The following is a 19,628-nucleotide window of genomic DNA, read 5'->3' as shown; positions in this document are numbered from 1 at the left end:
CGCGGCAATGAAAGCTCGCAAGCCCGGTTGACGAAACCGGGTTTTGCGTTTGGGTGGCTTAATGAGCCAGCAGCAGTGTGACAAGCTGATCGAAGCGACTGTTGGCGATCCAGCCAAGCAGTCCCAGGACCACCGCCGTTCCGCCCGCGGAATAGGCGAGTCTGTGTTTTATTGACCTGACGTCATTGCGCACTTCTTCCATGTCCTTGCGAATGTATTTCAGGTGTGTCTCCAGCTCGATGACGCGAGGTTCCATATCGACTTCTCCCTTGGGTTTTTTGCTGCTTGCGAAATCCGTCATCTGATCAGTGCGTTGTGTAGCGGTGGGCACGACCGGCATCACTGGAAGCCTGATGTCATGGTTTTGCATGGCACGTCCTTGTGTTTGTCCTGCTGCTGAGTGAAATCCGTAGACACCAAGGTGTACCAATCACAGGTATTGGTCAATTGAGCGGATTCCTAAGGTTTTGTGGGAAAAATCCCGTCTTGAAGGGCTTCTAGGGCGCCCGTCTGGAAAAAGATCGTCAGCGTGCAACTTTTAGTGGGGGCAAGGAGGTCAACATCTTTCATACGCCATTCAATTCCGGGAGTGAACACCATGAGTGAACGCAAGGCGCTGTTGATTCTGCATGGCAAGCAGGCGCTCAACGAGGATGTGCGCGCTGCCGTTGAAGCCAGGCGTGAACAGGGTTGGGAGCTCGCCGTTCGATTGACCTGGGAAGCTGGCGATGCGCAGCGCCTGGTGGAAGAGGCACTGGCCGCGGGTTACCCGAAAATCGTTGCGGGCGGGGGCGACGGCACCTTGCGTGATATTGCCGAGGCCATGGCCGCGCAGTCGACGCAGGCAAGCCTGGTGCTGATGCCTCTTGGAACGGCCAATGACTTTGCGCGCGCCGCTGGCGTTCCTCTGGAACCTGCTCTGGCTCTGGATCTACTGGACGTCGCTGCGAGTTCCATCGATCTGGGGGAGGTCGGTGGGCAAGTCTTTCTCAACATGGCTACGGGGGGATTCGGCAGTCAGGTCACAGCCAATACTTCCGAGGACCTGAAAAAGGTGCTCGGTGGTGCGGCCTATCTGTTCACCGGTTTGTCACGGTTCAGTGAGCTGCACGCCGCTTACGGTGAACTGCAGGGGCCGGACTTTCATTGGAGCGGAGAGCTGCTGGCCCTGGGCATCGGCAATGGCCGGCAGGCTGGCGGCGGACATGAATTATGTCCGCAAGCCCTGGCGGACGATGGACTGCTCGATATCAGCATTTTGCCAGCGCCACAGGAAGTGGTCGGGACCTTGAAAAGCTTGCTGACGGATGGATTCGGCATCGATAGCATGTTTGTCCGCGCCCGACTGCCGTGGGTCGAGATCAAGGTGGCTGAGGGGTTGTACATCAACCTCGATGGCGAACCGCTGGAGGGTGACAATCTGCGCTTCTGCGCGCAGCCGGGAGCATTGCGAGTGCATCTGCCGGTCGACTCTCCATTGTTGAGCGTAAATGAGGTCGTCAATCGTCCAGACTGATGATTTGCTCGCGCACGGCAAACAACACCAGGCCAGCCACATCGTAGATCTGCAGGCGCTTCATGATTTGCGAGCGGTGGGTCTCGACCGTCTTGACGCTCAAGCCCAAGCCGTTGGCAATTTCCCGAGTGGATTTCCCGCGAACGATCAGGCGCAGGATTTCCAGTTGGCGGGCGGTCAGGTTGTGCGAGTCTGCCGGGGCCGGGTGTTTCTGGTTGCGGGTCAGTGCCTGGTTGATCACGGTATGGGCGATCGCCGGGCTGAGGTAGCGTTCATTGTTACGCAAGGCTTGCAGCGCATGCTCCAGTTCAGTAGCCGTCGTGTCTTTGAGTAAATAGCCGTGGGCCCCGGATTCGAGCGCTTGCATGATCAGCGCGGGGTCAGTGTGCATCGACAGGATCAGCACCTTGCTTTGCGGGCGAATCCTTTTGAGTTGCTGCAAGGCTTCAAGGCCGCCGGTCTGCTTCATGGAAATATCCAGCAGGACGATATCCGGGGACAGGTGTTCGACCATCGCGAGCAATTGTGAGCCGTCATTGGCCTCGCCAATGACGTCGTAGCCAGGAAGGTCCAGCACCAGGGCGCGCACGCCAGCCCTGATCAGCGAGTGGTCATCCACCAGAAGTAAGTGACAAGTCAATGCATAACCTTATTCGTACTGGCCCGCTCAAGCGCACGGGGCGCCCAGGGGAAGAGTGCTTGGATTTGCGTGCCTTTGCCAGGCTCGCTGGTAACGGTCAATGTACCGCCCAGCTGGCTGATCCGCTCCGACATTCCAGCCATTCCGCGCTGCCCCTCGCGGCCCGGATCAATGGCAGGCGCAAAACCTTGGCCGTCATCACTGATCAACAAGCTCAATCCCTGGGGCAAGCGTTTAAGACACACCAGCAGATTCTTTGCCTCAGCATGTCGCAGCATATTGGTGACGGCTTCCTGGGTAATGCGAAATGCCGCGACGGCCATTTCTTCCGGTATGCCGGTCAGGCGTTGATGGCATTCCAGGCTCCAATGCACCGGGGAGTTGGCCAGCGTCTTGAGTAAATGCGCGCGCAGACTGGCTTCGAGGCCCAGGCTGGTCAGTTGCCGAGGATTGAGGATGGCCGATACGTCGCGCACTTTGGCGAGCGTCTCCTCCAGCGTGTCGCAAAGTACCGCACATTGCCCCTGAAGCTCTTCCGGCATTCGGCGTTTGAGCCAGTCACTTTGCAGTTTTGCAGCAGTCAGCAATTGGCCGATGTCGTCATGCAGCTCCCGACTCAGGCGATGGCGCTCGTTCTCCTGAACTTGCAGGAGTCGGTCGGCGAGTTCTTGCGGTTGAAACTTGATCGACTTGCGCGACAGGCGATATTGCACCCAGACACAGCCAAGTGCCGCGATATCCAGTATCAGCAGGCCGAGGGGCAGGCGAGTGGACAGGCCGTAGATGAGCAGACTGCCGAGCGTCGAGCTGGCACATAGCAATAGCGTGAACCGGCGAGCGTTTTCTCGTGAGGGTGGCCACATGGTGATTGACTTGAAACTGGCGTACATAGCGGATGGAGCCAATGGAGGTTCGCTGCGGGCAGACCGGTCATGGCTGACGGATCTCTGTTTTGTAGTGTCATGCATGGACTTCAACGGGACGTACTATCTGAATGAGAAATCCAGGATGGAACTTGGTCGTTGCAGTCACCCACAATCACATCGCCATTAATTGACGTCAACTAATGGGCGCCATAATAACACCGAACATACCGTTGGTCGCGCTTGGGTTATATGTCCAGGAAGTCAGGAAACAGTCCGTTTTGTACGGTAGTTCCATGTTGGGAAATGTGTGGTCGCTGCTGTCACCGGTTCCCCTTGAACATAGGGGTTTGGATCCATTTGCGCCAAGCGACGCTCTGAACGAGCTGGCAGGAAAAACGCAGGAATAATGGTTTGTTCGAAGATGTCGTTAATGGGTACGTAATGTTCAATTACGACCTGTACTTGGCCAGGTTATATAGCGCCGTTGGCCACAAACACATGGAGTTGCGCTCTATTGATGGCATTCAAGCCTGGCGTTCCATATAGGAAACGAGTGTAAACGGTCTGGAATTAACCGCAGGCTGGAAATGCTGCTGACCGACCTGGAAGGCGAACGCTTCGATCAGGGTCGTCTGTTCGCTTTCGTCGAGACTGAGTTGGCCGGTCTTCTGATCGATCAACTCAAGTTGCCAGGCGATCAACGTCAGGCAGTCCTTGAGTGCGGCCAGGGCTTCGTCGTGCAGATCCATGTGATGCTGCGCATGATTGAGCAAGCCGTGGATGTGCAACGAAAACTCTGAAACGGCCGCCAGTGCGAGGGCATCGGCCTTGCTGGCGAGCTTGAGAAGGGTGCTGAGCAAGCAGTCGATGGCGTCCTTGTCATTGCTGATCAGTTGCAGGTGACTGAGGCATTCTTCGGTTTTGGCCAGGAGGGTTTCGGCTTCGACAAGAAACTCCGGGACCCGCTTTGCCCATTCTGTGCGATTGTTCGGCATGCTTATCTCCACAACGTCATGTCAAATGAGGGGATGTCGTGTGTGTCGACGAGGACGATTGTCGCCCCGGCGTAACCGGGTCGTCGTGAGATCGCGCTCTGGCCGGCAGGAGAGCAGGCTGGAGAAGTCAAAAGGGTAGCTGGCCACTTACTTGCGATCGCACACAAAAGCCTGACTCCGTTCATGCAATGAGAATGGCGTCACATTAATGGCTATTGGATATCGCGAATATCAGGTTGCACCTGATTGTTGCTAGGGGAATCCCTTACGCAACGGAACCTGACGCGTAAACTATTGTCGCGCCTGGGAAATGTAGCAGATGAAAATACAACGCCAGTAAAGCATGATGTTAATGTGACATCAATGTTTGGACGCGGCATTTTGAACAGGGTCAAGGTCCGGCAAATACAGCCGATAACCCTCTATTAGTGATTTCATCAGTACAAGCCCAGGAGTGATTGATGGCCGGCATTCTCGATACGGTAGACCAACGTACGCAACTGGTGGGTGAGAATCGCCTGGAAATTCTGATGTTCCGGCTTGCCGGGCGGCAATTGTTCGCAATTAACGTGTTCAAAGTGCAAGAAGTCCTGCAATTGCCAAAGTTGACGTTGATGCCCCAGCGGCATCCGTTTGTGTGCGGTGTGGTCAACCTGCGTGGCCAGACTCTGCCAGTGATCGACCTGTCCCAGGCGATCGGCATGCGTCCACTGGTGCCCGGCCCTGGCAGCACGATCATCGTCACTGAGTACAACCGCTCGGTGCAGGCATTCCTGGTTGGAGGTGTGGATCGCATCGTCAACATGAACTGGGAAGCGATTTTGCCGCCGCCGACCAGCGCCGGTCGCCAGCATTACCTGACTGCCATCAGTAAGGTCGATGACCAATTGGTGGAAATCATTGATGTCGAAAAGGTCCTGGCCGAAATCGTCCCTTATAACGCCAAGGTGTCCCGCGACAAGCTTGATGATCCGGTGCTGGAGCGCGCCCGTGGTCGTGAAGTACTGCTGGTGGATGACTCCAATGTGGCGCTGGCGCAACTGCGCGACACGTTGGGTCAGCTAGGGGTGAAAATGCACATCGCCAGCGACGGTTTGAAGGCGCTGAACATGCTCAAGGCCTGGGCCGATACGGGTGTGAACATGACCGACAAACTGCTGATGGTCTTTACCGATGCGGAGATGCCGGAAATGGACGGTTATCGCCTGACCACGGAAATTCGCAATGACCCGCGCTTGCGCGGTCTGTATGTTGTGCTGCACACGTCGTTGTCCGGCAGTTTCAATGATTCGATGGTCAAGAAGGTCGGCTGTGACAACTTCCTCTCCAAGTTCCAGCCGGACAAACTCGTCGACGTGGTGCGCCAGCGCCTGATGCTCGACGCCGTTCCAGCCTGACCTTCGCACATGAGGCTGGCGTTGAGTCAGCCTTTGATTCGGCGATCAAGCTCGTATAGGGTGGCGTTTTTGGTCCATCAGGGAGCTGGTCATGCTGCGTCTGAGTGCGCTTTATCGTTATCCGTTGAAATCCGGCAAGGGCGAAATCCTGCAACAGATCGGTCTCGACAAGCTTGGCCTCGACGGGGATCGACGCTGGATGCTGGTGGACGAGGCCAGCGGGCGTTTCCTGACCCAGCGAGCGGTGGCGAAAATGAGTCAGCTGTCGGCGTTGTGGAATGCTGCTGGCGGCTTGACCCTCAGTGCCCCGGGCCATGCGCCGATTGATATCGCCTTGCCCGCCAGCGAAGCCGAACTGCGCGGTGTGACCATCTGGCGCGATACGCTGCGTGTGCCCGATGCCGGTGACGCCGCAGGTGCCTGGGTCAGTGAATTTATCGGTAAACCGACACGCCTGGTGCAAGTGCCACTCGACCGTGCAAGAACCACCCAGGCCGGATATGGCAAGGATGACGATCAGGTTGCGTTCGCGGATGGCTTTCCGTTGTTGTTGATCGGGCAGGCGTCGCTGGACGATCTGTCGGAAAAAGTCGGGCGGCCTATGGAAATGCTGAGATTTCGCCCGAATCTGGTGATCGAAGGCGCTGATGCGTTTGCCGAAGATGGCTGGAAGCGTATTCGCATTGGTGAAGTCGAATTCCGAGTGGTCAAGCCGTGTTCACGTTGCATCCTGACCACCATCGACCCTCAGACCGGCGAACGCAACGCCGATCGCGAACCGTTCGCCACTTTGCAAAAATATCGGTCCGAAGCGGATGGCGCGATGTTCGGGCAAAATCTGGTCAACGACGGTAATGGCCGGCTGGAAGTCGGCATGCCGGTGACCATCCTTGAATAGAATCGGTGAATAAAAAAATGCCCACGTCCTTGGATGCGGGCATTTTTTTGCGCTGTGAAACCCAGGGGATCAGCCGTGGTATTCGCACAGGTAAGCGGTGTCGACGGCCACTTTCAGCTGGAACTTGCTATTGGCAGGCACGTTGAACTGGCTGCCGGCGGCGAAGGTTTCCCAGTCGTTGCTGTCTGGCAGCTTGACGGTCAGGGCGCCGGACACCACGTGCATGACTTCACGCTGGGCAGTGCCGAATTCGTATTCGCCCGGAGCCATGACGCCGATGGTCGCCGGACCGTCAGCGGTGCCAAAGGCGATCGACTTGACAGTGCCGTCGAAGTACTCGTTGACTTTAAACATGGGCGATTCCTCGAAAAGGGCTAAAAATGGCCGGCCAGTATGCACAAGGCCTTTGTTGGCGTCACCTGTCTAAAGCGGCAGAACCAGTGGTAGCAGTCGTGCGGTATTGCGAGCGTCTTCCAGCGCCCGATGCTGCTGACCGGTAAATTGCAGACCGGCCAGTTGCAAGGCGCCATTGAGGCCCAGCGGACGTTCCAGCCGTCGGGCTTTGGCAAAGCGTTGTTTGAGATTCATGTGCTGGATGCGACTCAAGACGCTGTCGAGTTGCAGGCGCTGCCATTCCTGCAGCAATTGCTTGCGATCGTAATCGCCCCAACTGGCCCAGCCTTCGAGGCGGCTGTGATGTTGGCCGAGCCAACGCTCGAACAAGGGCCAGACATCGCCCAAGGGTTGCGCGGTATCGATGTTGGCTTGGGTGATGTGCGTCAGGTCCCGGCAAAATGGCGTGAGCAACGGTCGGCGCGTTGGGCGGACAAATCGCTGGAAATGATCCAGTTCACGTCCCTTGCGATCCACCAGGGTGGCACCGATTTCGATGATTTCCATTTCTGTAACGGGCCAACCACCCTCGTCGGTGGTGGCTTCCAAATCAATGACCAGCCAATGAGGCATCGCAGGGTTCCTGGTATCCGCGTCCTGATAGCCTTTGAGCGTAGCCAAACCCGGCGGTTCCGCCTAGCGGCTTATTCGACCTCCAACAGAATCTGGCGGTTTTTCACCTGGTCGCCGACCCGAACCTGCAAGCGCTTGAGCACGCCGTCGATGCCGGATTTGAGCGGATGCTCCATTTTCATCGCCTCGAGCACGACCAAAAGCTGGCCTTTGCTGACGGCGCTGCCCTCGCTGACCAGCACGTCGACGATCGCGCCGTCCATCGGCGCCTTGAGGGTGCCTGAACTGACGTTGGCCTGGCTGCTGACCCGGGCCTGGGTTCGGTCCTCCAGCGCCAAGCTGCCGGGGCGGGTGAACAGGCACAGTTGTTTGCCCTCAAGGCGATAGGCATGGCGTTGACGGATCCCGTCGATTTCCAGCGTGGCCCAGTGTCCGTCGCTGTGAATGAGCTTCACCTCAAGACTGTGGCCGACGGCTTCAATCCGGTAGATCTCTCCCGGTACGGCGTTCAACACCACCGACCATTGCTGATCCTCCAGGCCGAGGCGATAGTGCAGCGGCACGCTGGCGTTATTGCGCCACCCGGCCAATGAGGCACGGTGCGTCCCGGCCGAGGCCTGATAGAGCAGGGCGGCGGCGATTGCCAATTGCTCAGGGTTGGGCGCAAAGGGTTGCAGGCACGGATGATCGGCAAACGCTTGGGCGATCAATCCAGTGCTGAATTCTCCAGCGATGAATGCCGGATGTTGCAACAGGCTGGCGAGCAGGCGCTGATTGCTTTGCATGCCCAGCAGGACGCTGTCCTGCACCGCCCGCAGCAGCTTGCGCCGGGCCTCTTCGCGGGTGGCGCCGTAAGCAATGATTTTGCCCAGCATCGGGTCATAGAAGGGGCTGATGTTCTGACCCTCGATCAGACCGTGGTCGACCCGCACGCCGTCGCGCAAAGCGGGTTCCCACCCCGCAATGCGTCCGGTTTGCGGGAGGAAGCCTTGGGCGGGGTCTTCAGCATACAAACGCACTTCCATGGCGTGGCCGGTGAGTTGTACTTGCTCCTGACGCAATGGCAGCGGTTGGCCATCGGCAATGTTCAGTTGCCAGGCCACCAGATCAAGCCCGGTGATCAACTCCGTCACTGGATGTTCCACTTGCAGGCGGGTGTTCATTTCCAGAAAGTAAAACTGCCCCCGTGCATCGAGCAGGAACTCCACCGTGCCGGCGCCGACGTAATTCACGGCCCGCCCGGCCTTGAGCGCCGCTTCTCCCATGGCCTGGCGCAATACGTCAGTCATTACCGGGCAAGGGGCTTCCTCGATGACCTTCTGATGGCGACGCTGGATCGAGCAGTCCCGTTCACCGAGATAGATCAGGTTGCCATGCTGGTCGCCGAACAACTGCACCTCGACATGGCGTGGCTCGATCAACGCCTGTTCCAGAATCAGTTCACCGTTGCCAAAACCGTTCAGCGCTTCAGAGCGTGCCGTGCGGATCTGCTCCAGCAAAACCCTGCTGTCATGCACAAGGCGCATGCCCCGCCCGCCACCGCCGGCGCTGGCTTTGATCATCAACGGATAACCAATGCGTTCGGCTTCGCGGCTCAGGGTCGCGTCATCCTGAGCGGCGCCTTGATAGCCTTTGATGCAGGGCACACCCGCTTCGCTCATGGCGATTTTCGACAGGCGTTTGCTGCCCATCAGTTCAATCGCTTCAGGGCTGGGGCCGATGAAGGTGATGCCGGCCTCCCGGCAGGCGAGGGCGAATCCAGCGTTCTCCGAGAGGAAACCGTAGCCGGGATGGATGGCATCGCTGCCGGTGCGCCGGGCGGCGTCGATGATTGCCGGAATGTTCAAATAAGAGTGTTGCACCGGGGCCGGACCGATGTTGACGGCTTCGTCAGCCATTTCTACGTGCAGTGCATCGGCATCGGCATCGCTGAACACGGCGACGGTGCGATAACCCAGCGCCTGGGCGGTGCGTTGGATGCGGCAGGCGATTTCACCGCGGTTGGCGATGAGGATTTTGCTGAATCCGGGCATGGGATAGCTCTCTTGAGTTTGCAGTGCTTGTTCGGGCCTCATCGCTGGCAAGCCAGCTCCCACAGGTTGTGTGTGCGACACAGATTCCTGTGGCAGCTTTCACAGGTTGTGTGTGCGACACAGGTCCCTGTGGGAGCTGGCTTGCCAGCGATGCTTTTCAGGAGGCCCACCCCGGTTTGCGTTTTTGCACAAAGGCCATGGTTCCCTCGACGCCCTCGGCCCCGGTCACCGCTTCGCTGAACCACTCGGCGGCTTGGTCGAGCAGCGCGTCCGAAGGTTGTCCGGCACTGGCCAGCAACAGTTTTTTGGTTGCAGCATTGGCTTGCGGTGCGCAGCAAAGTACATGCGCCAGCACCTCATCGAGACGCTCGGCCAGGGCTTGCGGATCGTGCTCGACAAAGTGCACCAGGCCCATCCGCCGCGCTTGGGTGCCATCGAAGCGCGCCGCCGTCAGTGCCAGGCGCCGGGCCTGGGTCAGGCCGATGCGCTGGACCACGAACGGTGCGATTTGCGCCGGCAGCAGGCCAAGGCTGGTTTCCGGCAGGCCAAATTGCGCCGAATGCTCGGTTATGGCGATGTCGCTGACACAGGCCAGACCAAAACCACCGCCAAGCACAGCGCCTTGCAATACGCAAATGACCACTTGCGGTGCGTGTTGCACTTCTTGCAGCAGCGCACCGAACACCCGGTTCAAATCGCGGTGCGCGCTGCTACCCTGGGTACGGGCGTTGGCCATGTCCTTGATGTCGCCACCGGCACAGAAGTGGCCGCCGGCACCGCCGATGACCAATGCACGAACGGTGCGGTCGTCATGAATCGCCGCCAGCACCGCGCGCAGTTCGGCAACCATCTGCAAGCTCATGGCATTGCGGCTTTGCGGGCGGTTGAGGGTGACGTGCAGCACGCCGTTGTGCAGTTCCAGCAGCAGCGTCTGGCAATCGGGCAGGGTGCTCATTTCTTTTTCCCCGGCAGGATGCCCATGAGTTTGCAGATGATGCCCAGCATGATTTCGTCGGCACCGCCGCCAATCGACACCAGGCGCACATCGCGATAAGCGCGGGCCACCGGGTTGTCCCACATGAAACCCATGCCACCCCAGTATTGCAGGCAACTGTCGCTGACCTCGCGGCCCAGCCGACCGGCCTTGAGTTTGGCCATCGACGCCAGACGCGTGACGTCCTGGCCTTTGATGTACTGTTCGGTGGCCTGATAGACCAACGCACGCAGGCATTCGATTTCGGTTTGCAGTTCAGCCAGGCGGAAGTGAATGACCTGGTTGTCGATCAACGCATTGCCGAAAGTCTTGCGCTCCTTGCAGTACTCGATGGTGCTGTCGACGCAGTACTCCAGGCCTTTGATCATGTTGGCCGCGCCGAACAGGCGTTCCTCCTGGAACTGCAGCATCTGCATCATGAACCCCGCGCCTTCATGGCCGATGCGGTTGCGCTGCGGCACGCGCACGTTGTCGAAAAACACTTGGGCGGTTTCCGAACTGCGCATGCCGAGTTTGTCCAGGTGCGAGCTCAGGCTGATACCTGGCGTGTTCATCGGCACCATGATCAGCGACTTGTTGATGTGCGGTTTGTCGTCCGAAGTGTTGGCCAACAAACAGATGAAATCGGCGCTTGGCGAGTTGGTGATCCACATCTTGCTGCCGTTGATCACGTAGTCGTCGCCATCCTTGCGCGCGGTGGTTTTCAACCCGGCCACATCGGAACCGGCACCGACTTCGGAGACGCCAATGCAACCGACCTGCTCGCCGCTGATGGCCGGGCGCAGGAACTGGTCTCGCAGTTCATCGGAGCCGAAGCGGGCGAGGGCCGGGGTGCACATGTCGGTCTGCACGCCGATGGACATCGGAATGCCGCCGCAATGAATGGTGCCGAACTCTTCGGCAGCGACAATCGAATAGCTGTAGTCCAGGCCCATGCCGCCGAATTTTTCCGGTTTGGAAATGCCCAGCAAACCGAGGTCGCCCGCCTTGCGAAATATCTCATGGATCGGAAAACGCCCGGCTTTTTCCCATTCCTCGACATGGGGGTTGATCTCGTGTTCGACGAATTGGCGAACGGTGCGGCGCAGTGCTTCGTGTTCCTGGGTGAAGATCATTTTTATTGTTCTCCTCTGATCCATGATCGTTTCCACGTCGAGGCGTCGAACCGTCTGCGTGGTAACGCCTCTATGGACGCTCTGCGTCCGATCAATCACAAACGGGCTACACCAAAACTGTTGGCTTGCAGCGGCCGCACCCGGGCCTCCTGACAGATATCCAGCAAGTAACCGAGCAGGGTCCGGGTATCGCGCGGGTCGATCAAACCGTCGTCCCACAGGTTGGCACTGCCATAGAGCGCCGTGGCCTGGCTGTCGAGTTTCTGCGCCGTGACCTGCTCGAGCATGTCGAGCATTTTCGGATCAGGTACCAGCCCGTCCTTGGCCTGTTTGGCCTCGGTGACGATGCGCAGCACTTTGCCCGCCTGCGCGCCGCCCATCACCGCGGTACGGCTGTTGGGCCAGGCGAAGATGAAGCGCGGGTCCAGGCCGCGCCCGCACATCGCATAGTTGCCGGCGCCGTAGGAACCGCCGACCACGATGGTCAGCTTGGGCACACGGGCATTGGCCACTGCCTGAATCATCTTGGCGCCATGCTTGATCACACCTTGCTGCTCCGATTCGGTGCCGACCATGAACCCGGTGGTGTTATGAAAGAACAGCAAGGGGGTCTGGCTCTGGTCGCAGAGCTGGATGAACTGCGCCGCCTTGCTTGCACCCTTGGGTGTGATCGGGCCGTTGTTACCAATGAAACCGCAGGCGCGGCCCTGGATTTTCAGCTGTCCGCAGACGGTCTGCTGATCGTATTCGGCCTTGAACTCGAGGAAGTTCGAGCCGTCGGCGATGCGGGCGATGATCTCGCGCACGTCGTAAGGTTTCTTCGGGTCATCCGGGATCAGTCCCAGCAGTTCGTCGATCGGGTAGAGCGGCTCTTCCCAGCGGAGTTCGGGTGACCATTGCAGTTGTTCGTTCCACGGCAGCATGGCGACAATTTCGCGCACCTGACGCACGCCATCGGCATCGTTTTCTGCCAGGTATTCTGCGGTGCCGGCCGTTTGTGCGTGCATCTCGGCGCCACCCAGCTCTTCGTCTGTGGCGATTTCCCCGGTCGCCGCTTTCAGCAGTGGGGGCCCGGCGAGGAACAGTTTGGCCTTGCCGCGCACCACCACCACGTAGTCCGACAATCCGGGCTGGTAAGCGCCGCCCGCCGTGGCAGAGCCATGCACCACGGTGATCTGCGGCAGACCCATGGCCGACATCCGCGCCTGGTTGGCGAAGCTGCGCGCACCTTCGACGAAAATCTCTGCCGCGTAGTTGAGATTGGCGCCGCCGCTTTCGGCCAGAGTGATCACCGGCAGTTTGTTTTCCATGGCGATCTGTTGCAGGCGCAGGGATTTTTTCAAGCCGCTGGGGGAAATGGTCCCGCCCTTGATGGCGCTGTTGTTCGCCACCACCAGCACCCTCACACCGGACACATAACCAATGCCGGCGATCAAGCCGCCGCCGGCCGAACTGCCGTCCTTGTCATCGTGCAGTTTATAGCCGGCCAGGCTTGCCAGTTCGAGGAACGGCGCACCGGGGTCGAGGAGCAGATTGAGGCGTTCTCGGGGTAACAGTTGACCGCGCTTGTCGAATTTGGCTTTGGCTTCGGCCGCCTTGTCCAGCAGGTTCTGTTCGAGGGTTTGGACCTGTTCGACCGCGCTGAGCATCGCCGCACGGTTTTGCGCGAACTGTTCGCTGTCGGGATCGAGTTGCGACTGGATCACCGGCATGGGTTATTCCTTGTCCTTGAGGACGTCGGGAAGGTAGGCGCGATGGAAGCCGTTATACGATTCGCTGTTCGTCGCCTTGTGAATCGGCCATGCCCGTCCGCCAAGGCTGGCGGCGCCGTCGATGCGCAAGGTGCTGCCGCTGATGAAGGCTGCGGCCGGGCTGAGCAGGAAAACAATCGCCGCGCTGACTTCCGATTCAGTACCGATGCGCTTGAGCGGCACGTGTTCGCGCAAGGTCGGGATCACCGCCTTGAACGCACCTTCGTAGGTGTCCATGCCACTGGAAGCAATCCAGCCTGGCGCCACGGCATTGACCCGCACCCCGGCGTATCCCCACTCGAATGCGGCTGTCTTGGTCAGGTTGTCCATACCCGACCGCGCCGCCCCCGAATGCCCCATGCCCGGCATGCCGCCCCACATGTCAGCCAGCATGTTGACGATCGCCCCGCCGTGTTTGCTCATGGATTGGTTGAACACTTCACGGGCCATCAGGAAACCGCCCACCAGATTGGTGCGCATCACCGTTTCGAAACCTTTCTGATTGATCGAGGCCAGTGGCGACGGGTACTGCCCTCCGGCATTGTTGACCAGACCGTGAATCGGCCCGTGTTTACGGATCAGTTCGCTGACCAGATGCGTCACGGCTTCTTCTTCGCGAATGTCGCAGGTGCTCCAGTCGGCCTTGCCGCCGTCGTCGATAATCTCGCTGGCGACCGCTTTGAGTTTGTCCGCATTGCGCCCCACCAGCAGCACATGCGCGCCGAGGGCCGCCAGTTCGTGGGCGGTGCAGCGACCAATACCGCTGCCGCCACCGGTGACGATGATGTTTTGGCCGGCAAACAGATCGGCTTTGAAAATCGAATCGTAGGCCATGGCGGTTGTCCTCTAGTTGACCTGGTCGGCGATGCGCTGCGGCACCGGAATCTGGATCTCCAGCAGTTGCTGGGCGAAGGCCTTGCCTTGCGGATCGATGCGCAGGCTGGCGACGCCACCGCCACCGAGGGCGTTTTCCAGCAGGAAGTTCAGGCTGTGAGTGGCCGGCAAATACCAGCGCTCGACGCGACCCAGTACCGGGTCGAGAACATGGCTCATCCAGTCGACAATGACCTCCGGCGTCAGCGCCTCGGCGATCCACGGCAGGTACTCGGGATCGCGGGCCATGACGCCGATGTTGCTGTGATTACCCTTGTCGCCGGAGCGCGCCACCGCGAGTTTGACCAGCGCCACGCTGGCGTCGGCCAGACCAGTGGGTTTCGGTGGGTCGAGCACTGTGGGCAGTTCGGCGCTGTCGAGCGCATCGAGGGCGGGCAGGACACACGGGTGGCGCTGGCCCATGAAATCAATTTCCAGTGTGCAGACGCTTTTGTCGATCAGGAACGAGAACAGTCGGATCAGCGGATAGACCGTGGGCCGGCCGCCGACGATGCCGGTCAGCCCGGGCGCCATGCCGGTGGCGGCCTGGGCGATTTCCCTGGAGAACACGATCAACGCCTGTTTGTCCGGATGGCGCACCGCGAGTTTGATCACCACTTCGCGGCTGTCTGAGCGCTGGCCATGGGGACCGTAGGTCGCCTCGCTGCCGAGCAGTTCGACGTTCACCTCACTGAAGGGACGCCAGCCGCGTTGAGTGAATATTTCCGAGGTCTTGTTGATGATGGCTTCACTGACGCGCCGGGCCTTGTCCACCGCATCGATACCTGCGATCAGGCAACTGGCGGTGCATCGGAAACCATCCGGATACGTGGCGCTGACCTTGTACTGATCGGTAGGCGGCAAGCCTTTCGCACCGTGCACCTGCACGGCGTTCTTGCCCTGCTGGTGCAATTTGACCTGAGTGAAGTCGCAGACCACATCCGGCAGCAGATACGCGCGCGGATCGCCGATTTCATAGAGCATCTGCTCGCCCACTGTCAGCGGCGTGACCAGACCACCGGAACCTTCGGGTTTGCTGACGACAAACTGGCCGTCGGCGCTGACTTCGACGATGGGGAAACCGATGTGCTCGTAATCGGGCACATCGCGCCAGTCGGTGAAGTTGCCGCCCGTGCACTGGGCGCCGCATTCGATGATGTGCCCGGCCAGTGCGGCCTGGGCCAGCTTGTCGTAATCGTGCCACGACCAGCCGAACTCATGCACCAGCGCGGCACTGACCACCGCGCTGTCGACCACGCGCCCGGTGATCACGATGTCCGCTCCCAGGCGCAGGGCTTCGACGATGCCCGGTGCGCCGAGGTAGGCGTTGGTCGACACGCACATCGGTGGCAATGGCGCTCCGCTGAACATTTCATGGATGCCCAGGGTGTTCAATCGTTTGAGTTGCGGTTGCAGGTCATCGCCCAGCAGCACGGCGATCTTCAATGAAACGCCGGCCTTGTCGCAGGCTGCTTGCAGGGCGGCGGCACAGGCTTGCGGGTTGATCCCGCCGGCATTGCTGATGACCCGGATATTTTGCTCGGCAAGTTGTGGGAGCAGGGGGCTGAGAACCTCGATGAAATCGCCCGCGTAACCGCTCAAGGGGTCTTTCATGCGTGCGCCGGCCATGATCGACAGGGTGATCTCGGCCAAGTAGTCGAAAACCAGATAGTCCAGACGTCCGCCATTCACCAGTTGCGCGGCCGCGGTCGAGGTATCGCCCCAGAATGCGCTGGCGCAGCCAATGCGAATCGTTTTTGGCGCAGTCAATTCCATAACCACCTCCAACAGAGTGCATCGAGACTACCAAGCAAGCGCTTGGTTTGTAAATCACGAAAAATATCTTCTGCCCGAGCGCTTGCTTGGTTCGGGCCGTCAGCTTAAATTGCCCGCGCAACCCCGCTGTTTTAGCGGTGATCACGACTGTAGGAGAGATCGGGTGGATGAGCAAAGAGCCCTTGGAGTCATGCGCGAATTGGTCGACAACGGCCAGTTGACCGATCCGGACAGTGCCCGTGGCAAGTTGCTGCAAGTGGCGGCTCACCTGTTTCGCAATAAAGGTTACGAGCGCACCACCGTGCGCGATCTGGCCGGTGCGGTAGGCATTCAGTCGGGCAGCATTTTTCATCACTTCAAAAGCAAGGATGACATCCTGCGCGCGGTGATGGAGGAGACCATTCGTTACAACACCGCGTTGATGCGTGCCGCCATTGCCGAGGCCGGCAATGTGCGCGAGCGCGTTCTGGCGCTGATCCGTTGTGAATTGCAGTCGATCATGGGCGGCAGTGGCGAGGCCATGGCGGTATTGGTCTATGAATGGCGGTCGCTGTCTGAGGAGGGGCAGGCCAAGGTGTTGGCATTGCGCGACATCTATGAAGACATCTGGTTGCAGGTATTGGGTGAAGCCAAAAGCGCCGGTTTTATCCGGGGTGATGTGTTCATCACACGACGTTTTCTGACCGGGGCGCTGTCCTGGACAACCACCTGGTTTCGCGCCGGTGGCAGCATGAGCCTGGATCAACTGGCCGACGAAGCACTGATTCTGGTACTTGAGGAAAAATGATTTGCTTTGTAGGTTGGCGGGAAACTGGCTAACTGGGCGAAACCGCCTAGCTTGAATGCATTGATGCAGTACTTTTGGGGAGTGGCTTGTCTTGATGTCTTCGCCAATTCGGACAGCTTCGCGGCTTTTGCTGACGGTGCTTGTGGCGTTATGGATGCTGCCGTCCCAGGCCGCGCAATTGGTGCGAATCGGTGCCGCGCATTTTCCTCCGTACACCGTGCGCCCCGAGTCCGGCGCCGATACCGGCTTGCTGCCGCAACTGGTCGAGGCCTTGAACGCCCTGCAGAGTGACTATCAGTTCGTCCTGGTTCCCACTTCCATTCCTCGGCGCTTTGGTGACTTCAAGCAAGGGCGGATCGACATGGCGATCTTCGAAAACCCCGCCTGGGGCTGGAAAGACATTCCCCATACCGATGTCGACATGGGCCTGGAAGACGCGGAGATTTTCGTCGCACAACGTCAGCCCGAGGGGCGTGCGATTCGCCAGCAAGACTATTTTGCAGACCTGACCGGCAAGCGCCTGGCACTGTTCAGTGGTTACCACTACGAATTCGCCAACTTTATTGCCGAGCCCCAGTATCTCGCCAAGAACCATAACGCCACGTTGACCTACTCCCATGACAGCAACCTGTTGATGGTCTTGCGCGGGCGGGCCGACATCGCGCTGGTCACACGTTCCTATCTCAACGACTATTTTTTGCGCAATCTGAATGTGGCCAATGAGTTGCTGGTGTCCGATCGCATCGATCAGATCTATCACCATTACGCCATCCTGCGCCCGGCAGCGCCCATCAGTGGCGAAGCGTTCGGCAGGTTGCTGCAAGGGCTGCGGGACAATGGCCAGATGCTGAAGATTTTCGATCCGTACAAGATTGCGGTGGTGCCCGTTTCCGGTAACTGAGCGCGTTGCTTGAGATCAACCCTTGAGCGACTTCTCTTAAATTTCCCGCCGCGGCTGACGTCACATGGTTGAACTGTCGACCATTAGCGTGAGCCCGACCCATGTCCATTCAGAATGACCTGACCGCCCTGGTTTTACCTTCGGGCAGTCGACTTGTAGCCGATGAAACCGAAAACCGCTTGAGCCTCAGCCTTGACGGCCAACCGCTGGTCCAGCTGCGCCTGACTCGCGATCCTGAGCTGCAGCTGCAGTTGCAGCGGGAGGAAGGCTGCGGCCAACCGAATGTAGCGGCTCTGTGGGCGGCCTGTTATTGGCTGTTCGCCCGGGATCCGGCCTGCCAGCGCCTTACCTGGCATCTCGATGAAGCCCCGGACGAGGCACTGCTCAGTGGTTTGCTGGTCACCACGGACACGGCCAATCAATACCGTTGTGAGCGCACGCTGTTCTGGCAGTTGCCACAGCCGTGGCGGGTGCAATTGACCAACAGCTATCCCCAGCAAATGGTCATCAGTGGGGGCAAGCGTCACCCTTTGCGGCCGGGCAAACCACGAGGCGAGGTTTACCGACGATTCGATGCGCGCCTGGGCCTGTGGATTTCCCTGCGCACCGTGGACATCGATGTCGATCTGGCGCGTTTCAATCGGTGGCAGAACAGCGCGCGAGTGGCGAGTTTCTGGCAGGAGGAGGGCAGCCTCGAACAGCATCGCCAGTACCTGAGCAAACTCCAGGCCGACCCCCACACCCTGACGCTGATCGGTTGTTTCGACGATCAACCGTTTGCCTATTACGAAGCCTATTGGGCCAAGGAAGATCGCATCGCACCGTTCTACGATGCCAACGATTATGACCGTGGCATCCACATGCTGGTGGGCGAGGAGAATCACCGTGGCCCGCACAAGGTGGCGAGCTGGTTATCGGCGTTGGTGCATTACCTGTTTCTTGATGATCCGCGTACGCAGCGAGTGGTCGCCGAGCCCCGGGCCGACAACGCCAGGATGATCGGCTACATGCAGGATCAGCGGTTTTACCGCGAGAAAGAGTTCGACTTCCCGCACAAGCGTGCCGCATTGATGGTGTTGGGGCGTGAGCGGTTTTTCGAGCGGTGTGGGTTGGTGTGAAGGGGAGGGCTCAAGGCTTGTTCTGATCTTGAGTCCGTCATCGCTAGCAGGCTAGCTCCCACAATGGAACTTTGGTGTACATGGTTTTCGTGAACACCAGAGATCAATGTAGGAGCTAGCTTGCTAGCGATTGGGGTGACGCAAATTTCAGATCTTAACGACGAGCAAAGGTATCCGCCCGACTGCCCGAGACCTTGCGGCAGTGCACCAGTGCATCGCGAATCATGAAGTTCACCAGGGTTGGCGAGACGCCGAGTTCCTTGGCGATGTCTTTCTGTGGCACGCCGTGCAAGCGATACATCTCGAAAGCGTAGCGGGTGCGGCTCGGCAGCTCTGTCAGTGCGTCGGCGATGTTTTCCAGGGTCGAGAAATTGATGTGCGAAGTTTCCGGCGAAGCTCCCTGGATCACCACGTTCAGACCTTCCTCTTCAGGCCCGGAATACTTTTGCTCCAGCGCCTGTTTACGGTAGTGATCAATCGCCAGGTTGCGCACGATCTGGAACAGATAGCTGAGCTGGGCCTTGAACGACGACGTGATCTGCGGTGCGGATTGCAGCCGGAAAAACGCGTCCTGCACCACGTCTTCAGCGCGTGATCGGCAGCCGGTGATGCGGGCTGCAATCTTGACCAGAATCAGTCGATTGTCGACGAATGCCTGAAGTAGCGGCGAGTCGCACCTGCTTGTGGAGACTTGTTCCGTCATGGAAATCACCCTGCTGCCAAAAGGTTAGTGGGGCAGCAAGAAGTCCGTGGCCGCCCTACACATCGAGCGACAAATTATGTTGAATGATAATGATTGTCAATTGAGAAAGAGAACTAATGCTCCTCAAAGGTGCAGAGTGCGAACTGCGACACGCTGACGCACGCTTGCCGCCTCCCGGCCTGGTTGGCGCTAACGCCTGCCGACTAATTATTTCCAGATGTCATCCGTCCTCATTGGTGAATGGCTCCGGGCAGTTGCCCTGGCACAACCGTATGCCCAATGCCTTGCGCGGTCGGCAA

Annotated in this window: 19 protein-coding genes; 6 read left to right on the top strand and 13 right to left on the bottom strand. The window is 59.1% G+C overall.

What is annotated here, in order from left to right; all coding sequences use genetic code 11:
- Positions 1-58: 58 nt before the first annotated feature.
- Positions 59-370, bottom strand: coding sequence for a hypothetical protein (locus D8U18_RS21565; RefSeq protein WP_131108379.1), 312 nt, complete (start codon positions 368-370; stop codon positions 59-61).
- 228 nt (positions 371-598) lie between these two features.
- Between D8U18_RS21565 and yegS the strand changes: the two genes are divergently transcribed.
- The gene (yegS, locus tag D8U18_RS21560; protein WP_056856361.1) at positions 599-1,516 is read left to right on the top strand and encodes a lipid kinase YegS; all 918 of its coding nucleotides are present in this window, start codon (positions 599-601) and stop codon (positions 1,514-1,516) included.
- On the opposite strand, the gene D8U18_RS21555 is transcribed toward yegS, so the two are convergent.
- The 3 genes from D8U18_RS21555 to D8U18_RS21545 all read right to left on the bottom strand — a co-directional run bounded on the left by D8U18_RS21555 (position 1,500) and on the right by D8U18_RS21545 (position 4,017).
- Positions 1,500-2,156: a response regulator transcription factor gene (locus D8U18_RS21555; RefSeq protein ID WP_130904081.1), complete on the bottom strand. Its 657-nt coding sequence runs from the start codon at positions 2,154-2,156 to the stop codon at positions 1,500-1,502. The two genes, yegS and D8U18_RS21555, sit on opposite strands and share 17 nt — an antisense overlap.
- On the bottom strand, positions 2,153-3,046 hold the full coding sequence (locus tag D8U18_RS21550) for a sensor histidine kinase (RefSeq protein ID WP_056856359.1): 894 nt from the start codon (positions 3,044-3,046) through the stop codon (positions 2,153-2,155). The genes D8U18_RS21555 and D8U18_RS21550 overlap by 4 nt, the downstream gene beginning before the upstream one ends.
- Positions 3,047-3,546: 500 nt before the next feature.
- The gene (locus D8U18_RS21545) at positions 3,547-4,017 is read right to left on the bottom strand and encodes a hypothetical protein (protein ID WP_130904080.1); all 471 of its coding nucleotides are present in this window, start codon (positions 4,015-4,017) and stop codon (positions 3,547-3,549) included.
- Between the two features lie 461 nt (positions 4,018-4,478).
- Here D8U18_RS21545 and D8U18_RS21540 point away from each other — a divergent pair, with 461 nt between their 5' ends.
- Both D8U18_RS21540 and D8U18_RS21535 read left to right on the top strand, forming a co-directional pair.
- A complete protein-coding gene (locus tag D8U18_RS21540; protein ID WP_056856356.1) occupies positions 4,479-5,414 on the top strand; it encodes a chemotaxis protein CheV in 936 nt (311 codons plus the stop codon).
- 91 nt (positions 5,415-5,505) lie between these two features.
- The gene (locus D8U18_RS21535) at positions 5,506-6,312 is read left to right on the top strand and encodes an MOSC domain-containing protein (protein ID WP_056856355.1); all 807 of its coding nucleotides are present in this window, start codon (positions 5,506-5,508) and stop codon (positions 6,310-6,312) included.
- Between the two features lie 69 nt (positions 6,313-6,381).
- Here the strand turns inward: D8U18_RS21535 and D8U18_RS21530 are convergent, their stop codons facing one another.
- From D8U18_RS21530 to D8U18_RS21495, 8 genes are all read right to left on the bottom strand, one after another.
- Positions 6,382-6,666, bottom strand: a complete 285-nt coding sequence (locus D8U18_RS21530) for a pyrimidine/purine nucleoside phosphorylase (RefSeq protein WP_056856354.1) — start codon at positions 6,664-6,666, stop codon at positions 6,382-6,384.
- Between the two features lie 69 nt (positions 6,667-6,735).
- Complete coding sequence (locus D8U18_RS21525; RefSeq protein ID WP_056856353.1) at positions 6,736-7,278, bottom strand: exonuclease domain-containing protein; 543 nt, start codon at positions 7,276-7,278, stop codon at positions 6,736-6,738.
- A 71-nt stretch (positions 7,279-7,349) separates the two neighbouring features.
- Positions 7,350-9,311: an acetyl/propionyl/methylcrotonyl-CoA carboxylase subunit alpha gene (locus tag D8U18_RS21520; protein WP_131108378.1), complete on the bottom strand. Its 1,962-nt coding sequence runs from the start codon at positions 9,309-9,311 to the stop codon at positions 7,350-7,352.
- A gap of 157 nt (positions 9,312-9,468) precedes the next feature.
- Positions 9,469-10,266, bottom strand: a complete 798-nt coding sequence (locus D8U18_RS21515) for an enoyl-CoA hydratase-related protein (RefSeq protein ID WP_056856351.1) — start codon at positions 10,264-10,266, stop codon at positions 9,469-9,471.
- Positions 10,263-11,420 (bottom strand): citronellyl-CoA dehydrogenase, encoded by a 1,158-nt coding sequence (gene atuD, locus D8U18_RS21510; RefSeq protein WP_130904077.1) that lies wholly within the window; start codon positions 11,418-11,420, stop codon positions 10,263-10,265. Before atuD ends, D8U18_RS21515 begins: the two co-directional genes overlap by 4 nt.
- Before the next feature lie 95 nt (positions 11,421-11,515).
- Positions 11,516-13,132 (bottom strand): geranyl-CoA carboxylase subunit beta, encoded by a 1,617-nt coding sequence (atuC, locus tag D8U18_RS21505; RefSeq protein ID WP_130932192.1) that lies wholly within the window; start codon positions 13,130-13,132, stop codon positions 11,516-11,518.
- Between the two features lie 3 nt (positions 13,133-13,135).
- The gene (locus D8U18_RS21500; RefSeq protein WP_131108377.1) at positions 13,136-14,005 is read right to left on the bottom strand and encodes an SDR family oxidoreductase; all 870 of its coding nucleotides are present in this window, start codon (positions 14,003-14,005) and stop codon (positions 13,136-13,138) included.
- A gap of 12 nt (positions 14,006-14,017) precedes the next feature.
- The gene (locus D8U18_RS21495; protein WP_130904074.1) at positions 14,018-15,820 is read right to left on the bottom strand and encodes an acyclic terpene utilization AtuA family protein; all 1,803 of its coding nucleotides are present in this window, start codon (positions 15,818-15,820) and stop codon (positions 14,018-14,020) included.
- A 163-nt stretch (positions 15,821-15,983) separates the two neighbouring features.
- Here D8U18_RS21495 and D8U18_RS21490 point away from each other — a divergent pair, with 163 nt between their 5' ends.
- From D8U18_RS21490 to D8U18_RS21480, 3 genes are all read left to right on the top strand, one after another.
- Complete coding sequence (locus tag D8U18_RS21490; RefSeq protein WP_130904073.1) at positions 15,984-16,607, top strand: TetR/AcrR family transcriptional regulator; 624 nt, start codon at positions 15,984-15,986, stop codon at positions 16,605-16,607.
- 94 nt (positions 16,608-16,701) lie between these two features.
- The gene (locus tag D8U18_RS21485) at positions 16,702-17,508 is read left to right on the top strand and encodes a transporter substrate-binding domain-containing protein (protein ID WP_177434499.1); all 807 of its coding nucleotides are present in this window, start codon (positions 16,702-16,704) and stop codon (positions 17,506-17,508) included.
- A 101-nt stretch (positions 17,509-17,609) separates the two neighbouring features.
- The gene (locus tag D8U18_RS21480) at positions 17,610-18,626 is read left to right on the top strand and encodes a GNAT family N-acetyltransferase (protein ID WP_131108376.1); all 1,017 of its coding nucleotides are present in this window, start codon (positions 17,610-17,612) and stop codon (positions 18,624-18,626) included.
- Positions 18,627-18,780: 154 nt separating this feature from the next.
- On the opposite strand, the gene D8U18_RS21475 is transcribed toward D8U18_RS21480, so the two are convergent.
- A complete protein-coding gene (locus D8U18_RS21475; RefSeq protein ID WP_056856344.1) occupies positions 18,781-19,329 on the bottom strand; it encodes an RNA polymerase factor sigma-70 in 549 nt (182 codons plus the stop codon).
- Positions 19,330-19,628 lie beyond the last annotated feature (299 nt).

This window comes from Pseudomonas sp. Sample_10 (assembly GCF_004321495.1).
In the GTDB taxonomy this organism is placed as follows: Bacteria; Pseudomonadota; Gammaproteobacteria; order Pseudomonadales; family Pseudomonadaceae; genus Aquipseudomonas.
Note: the sequence above shows the minus strand (reverse complement) of the source record. Positions and strands in the feature narration are given on the sequence as shown.

Excerpts from the sequence above, each read along its gene's own strand:
- atuC (WP_130932192.1), bottom strand. The coding sequence starts at position 13,132 with ATGCCGGTGATCCAGTCGCAACTCGATCCCGACAGCGAACAGTTCGCG.
- D8U18_RS21515 (WP_056856351.1), bottom strand. The coding sequence starts at position 10,266 with ATGAGCACCCTGCCCGATTGCCAGACGCTGCTGCTGGAACTGCACAAC.
- atuD (WP_130904077.1), bottom strand. The coding sequence starts at position 11,420 with ATGATCTTCACCCAGGAACACGAAGCACTGCGCCGCACCGTTCGCCAA.
- D8U18_RS21480 (WP_131108376.1), top strand. The coding sequence starts at position 17,610 with ATGTCCATTCAGAATGACCTGACCGCCCTGGTTTTACCTTCGGGCAGT.
- D8U18_RS21535 (WP_056856355.1), top strand. The coding sequence starts at position 5,506 with ATGCTGCGTCTGAGTGCGCTTTATCGTTATCCGTTGAAATCCGGCAAG.
- yegS (WP_056856361.1), top strand. The coding sequence starts at position 599 with ATGAGTGAACGCAAGGCGCTGTTGATTCTGCATGGCAAGCAGGCGCTC.
- D8U18_RS21485 (WP_177434499.1), top strand. The coding sequence starts at position 16,702 with ATGTCTTCGCCAATTCGGACAGCTTCGCGGCTTTTGCTGACGGTGCTT.
- D8U18_RS21475 (WP_056856344.1), bottom strand. The coding sequence starts at position 19,329 with ATGACGGAACAAGTCTCCACAAGCAGGTGCGACTCGCCGCTACTTCAG.
- D8U18_RS21530 (WP_056856354.1), bottom strand. The coding sequence starts at position 6,666 with ATGTTTAAAGTCAACGAGTACTTCGACGGCACTGTCAAGTCGATCGCC.
- D8U18_RS21545 (WP_130904080.1), bottom strand. The coding sequence starts at position 4,017 with ATGCCGAACAATCGCACAGAATGGGCAAAGCGGGTCCCGGAGTTTCTT.
- D8U18_RS21495 (WP_130904074.1), bottom strand. The coding sequence starts at position 15,820 with ATGGAATTGACTGCGCCAAAAACGATTCGCATTGGCTGCGCCAGCGCA.
- D8U18_RS21500 (WP_131108377.1), bottom strand. The coding sequence starts at position 14,005 with ATGGCCTACGATTCGATTTTCAAAGCCGATCTGTTTGCCGGCCAAAAC.
- D8U18_RS21540 (WP_056856356.1), top strand. The coding sequence starts at position 4,479 with ATGGCCGGCATTCTCGATACGGTAGACCAACGTACGCAACTGGTGGGT.
- D8U18_RS21520 (WP_131108378.1), bottom strand. The coding sequence starts at position 9,311 with ATGCCCGGATTCAGCAAAATCCTCATCGCCAACCGCGGTGAAATCGCC.
- D8U18_RS21565 (WP_131108379.1), bottom strand. The coding sequence starts at position 370 with ATGCAAAACCATGACATCAGGCTTCCAGTGATGCCGGTCGTGCCCACC.
- D8U18_RS21550 (WP_056856359.1), bottom strand. The coding sequence starts at position 3,046 with ATGTACGCCAGTTTCAAGTCAATCACCATGTGGCCACCCTCACGAGAA.
- D8U18_RS21525 (WP_056856353.1), bottom strand. The coding sequence starts at position 7,278 with ATGCCTCATTGGCTGGTCATTGATTTGGAAGCCACCACCGACGAGGGT.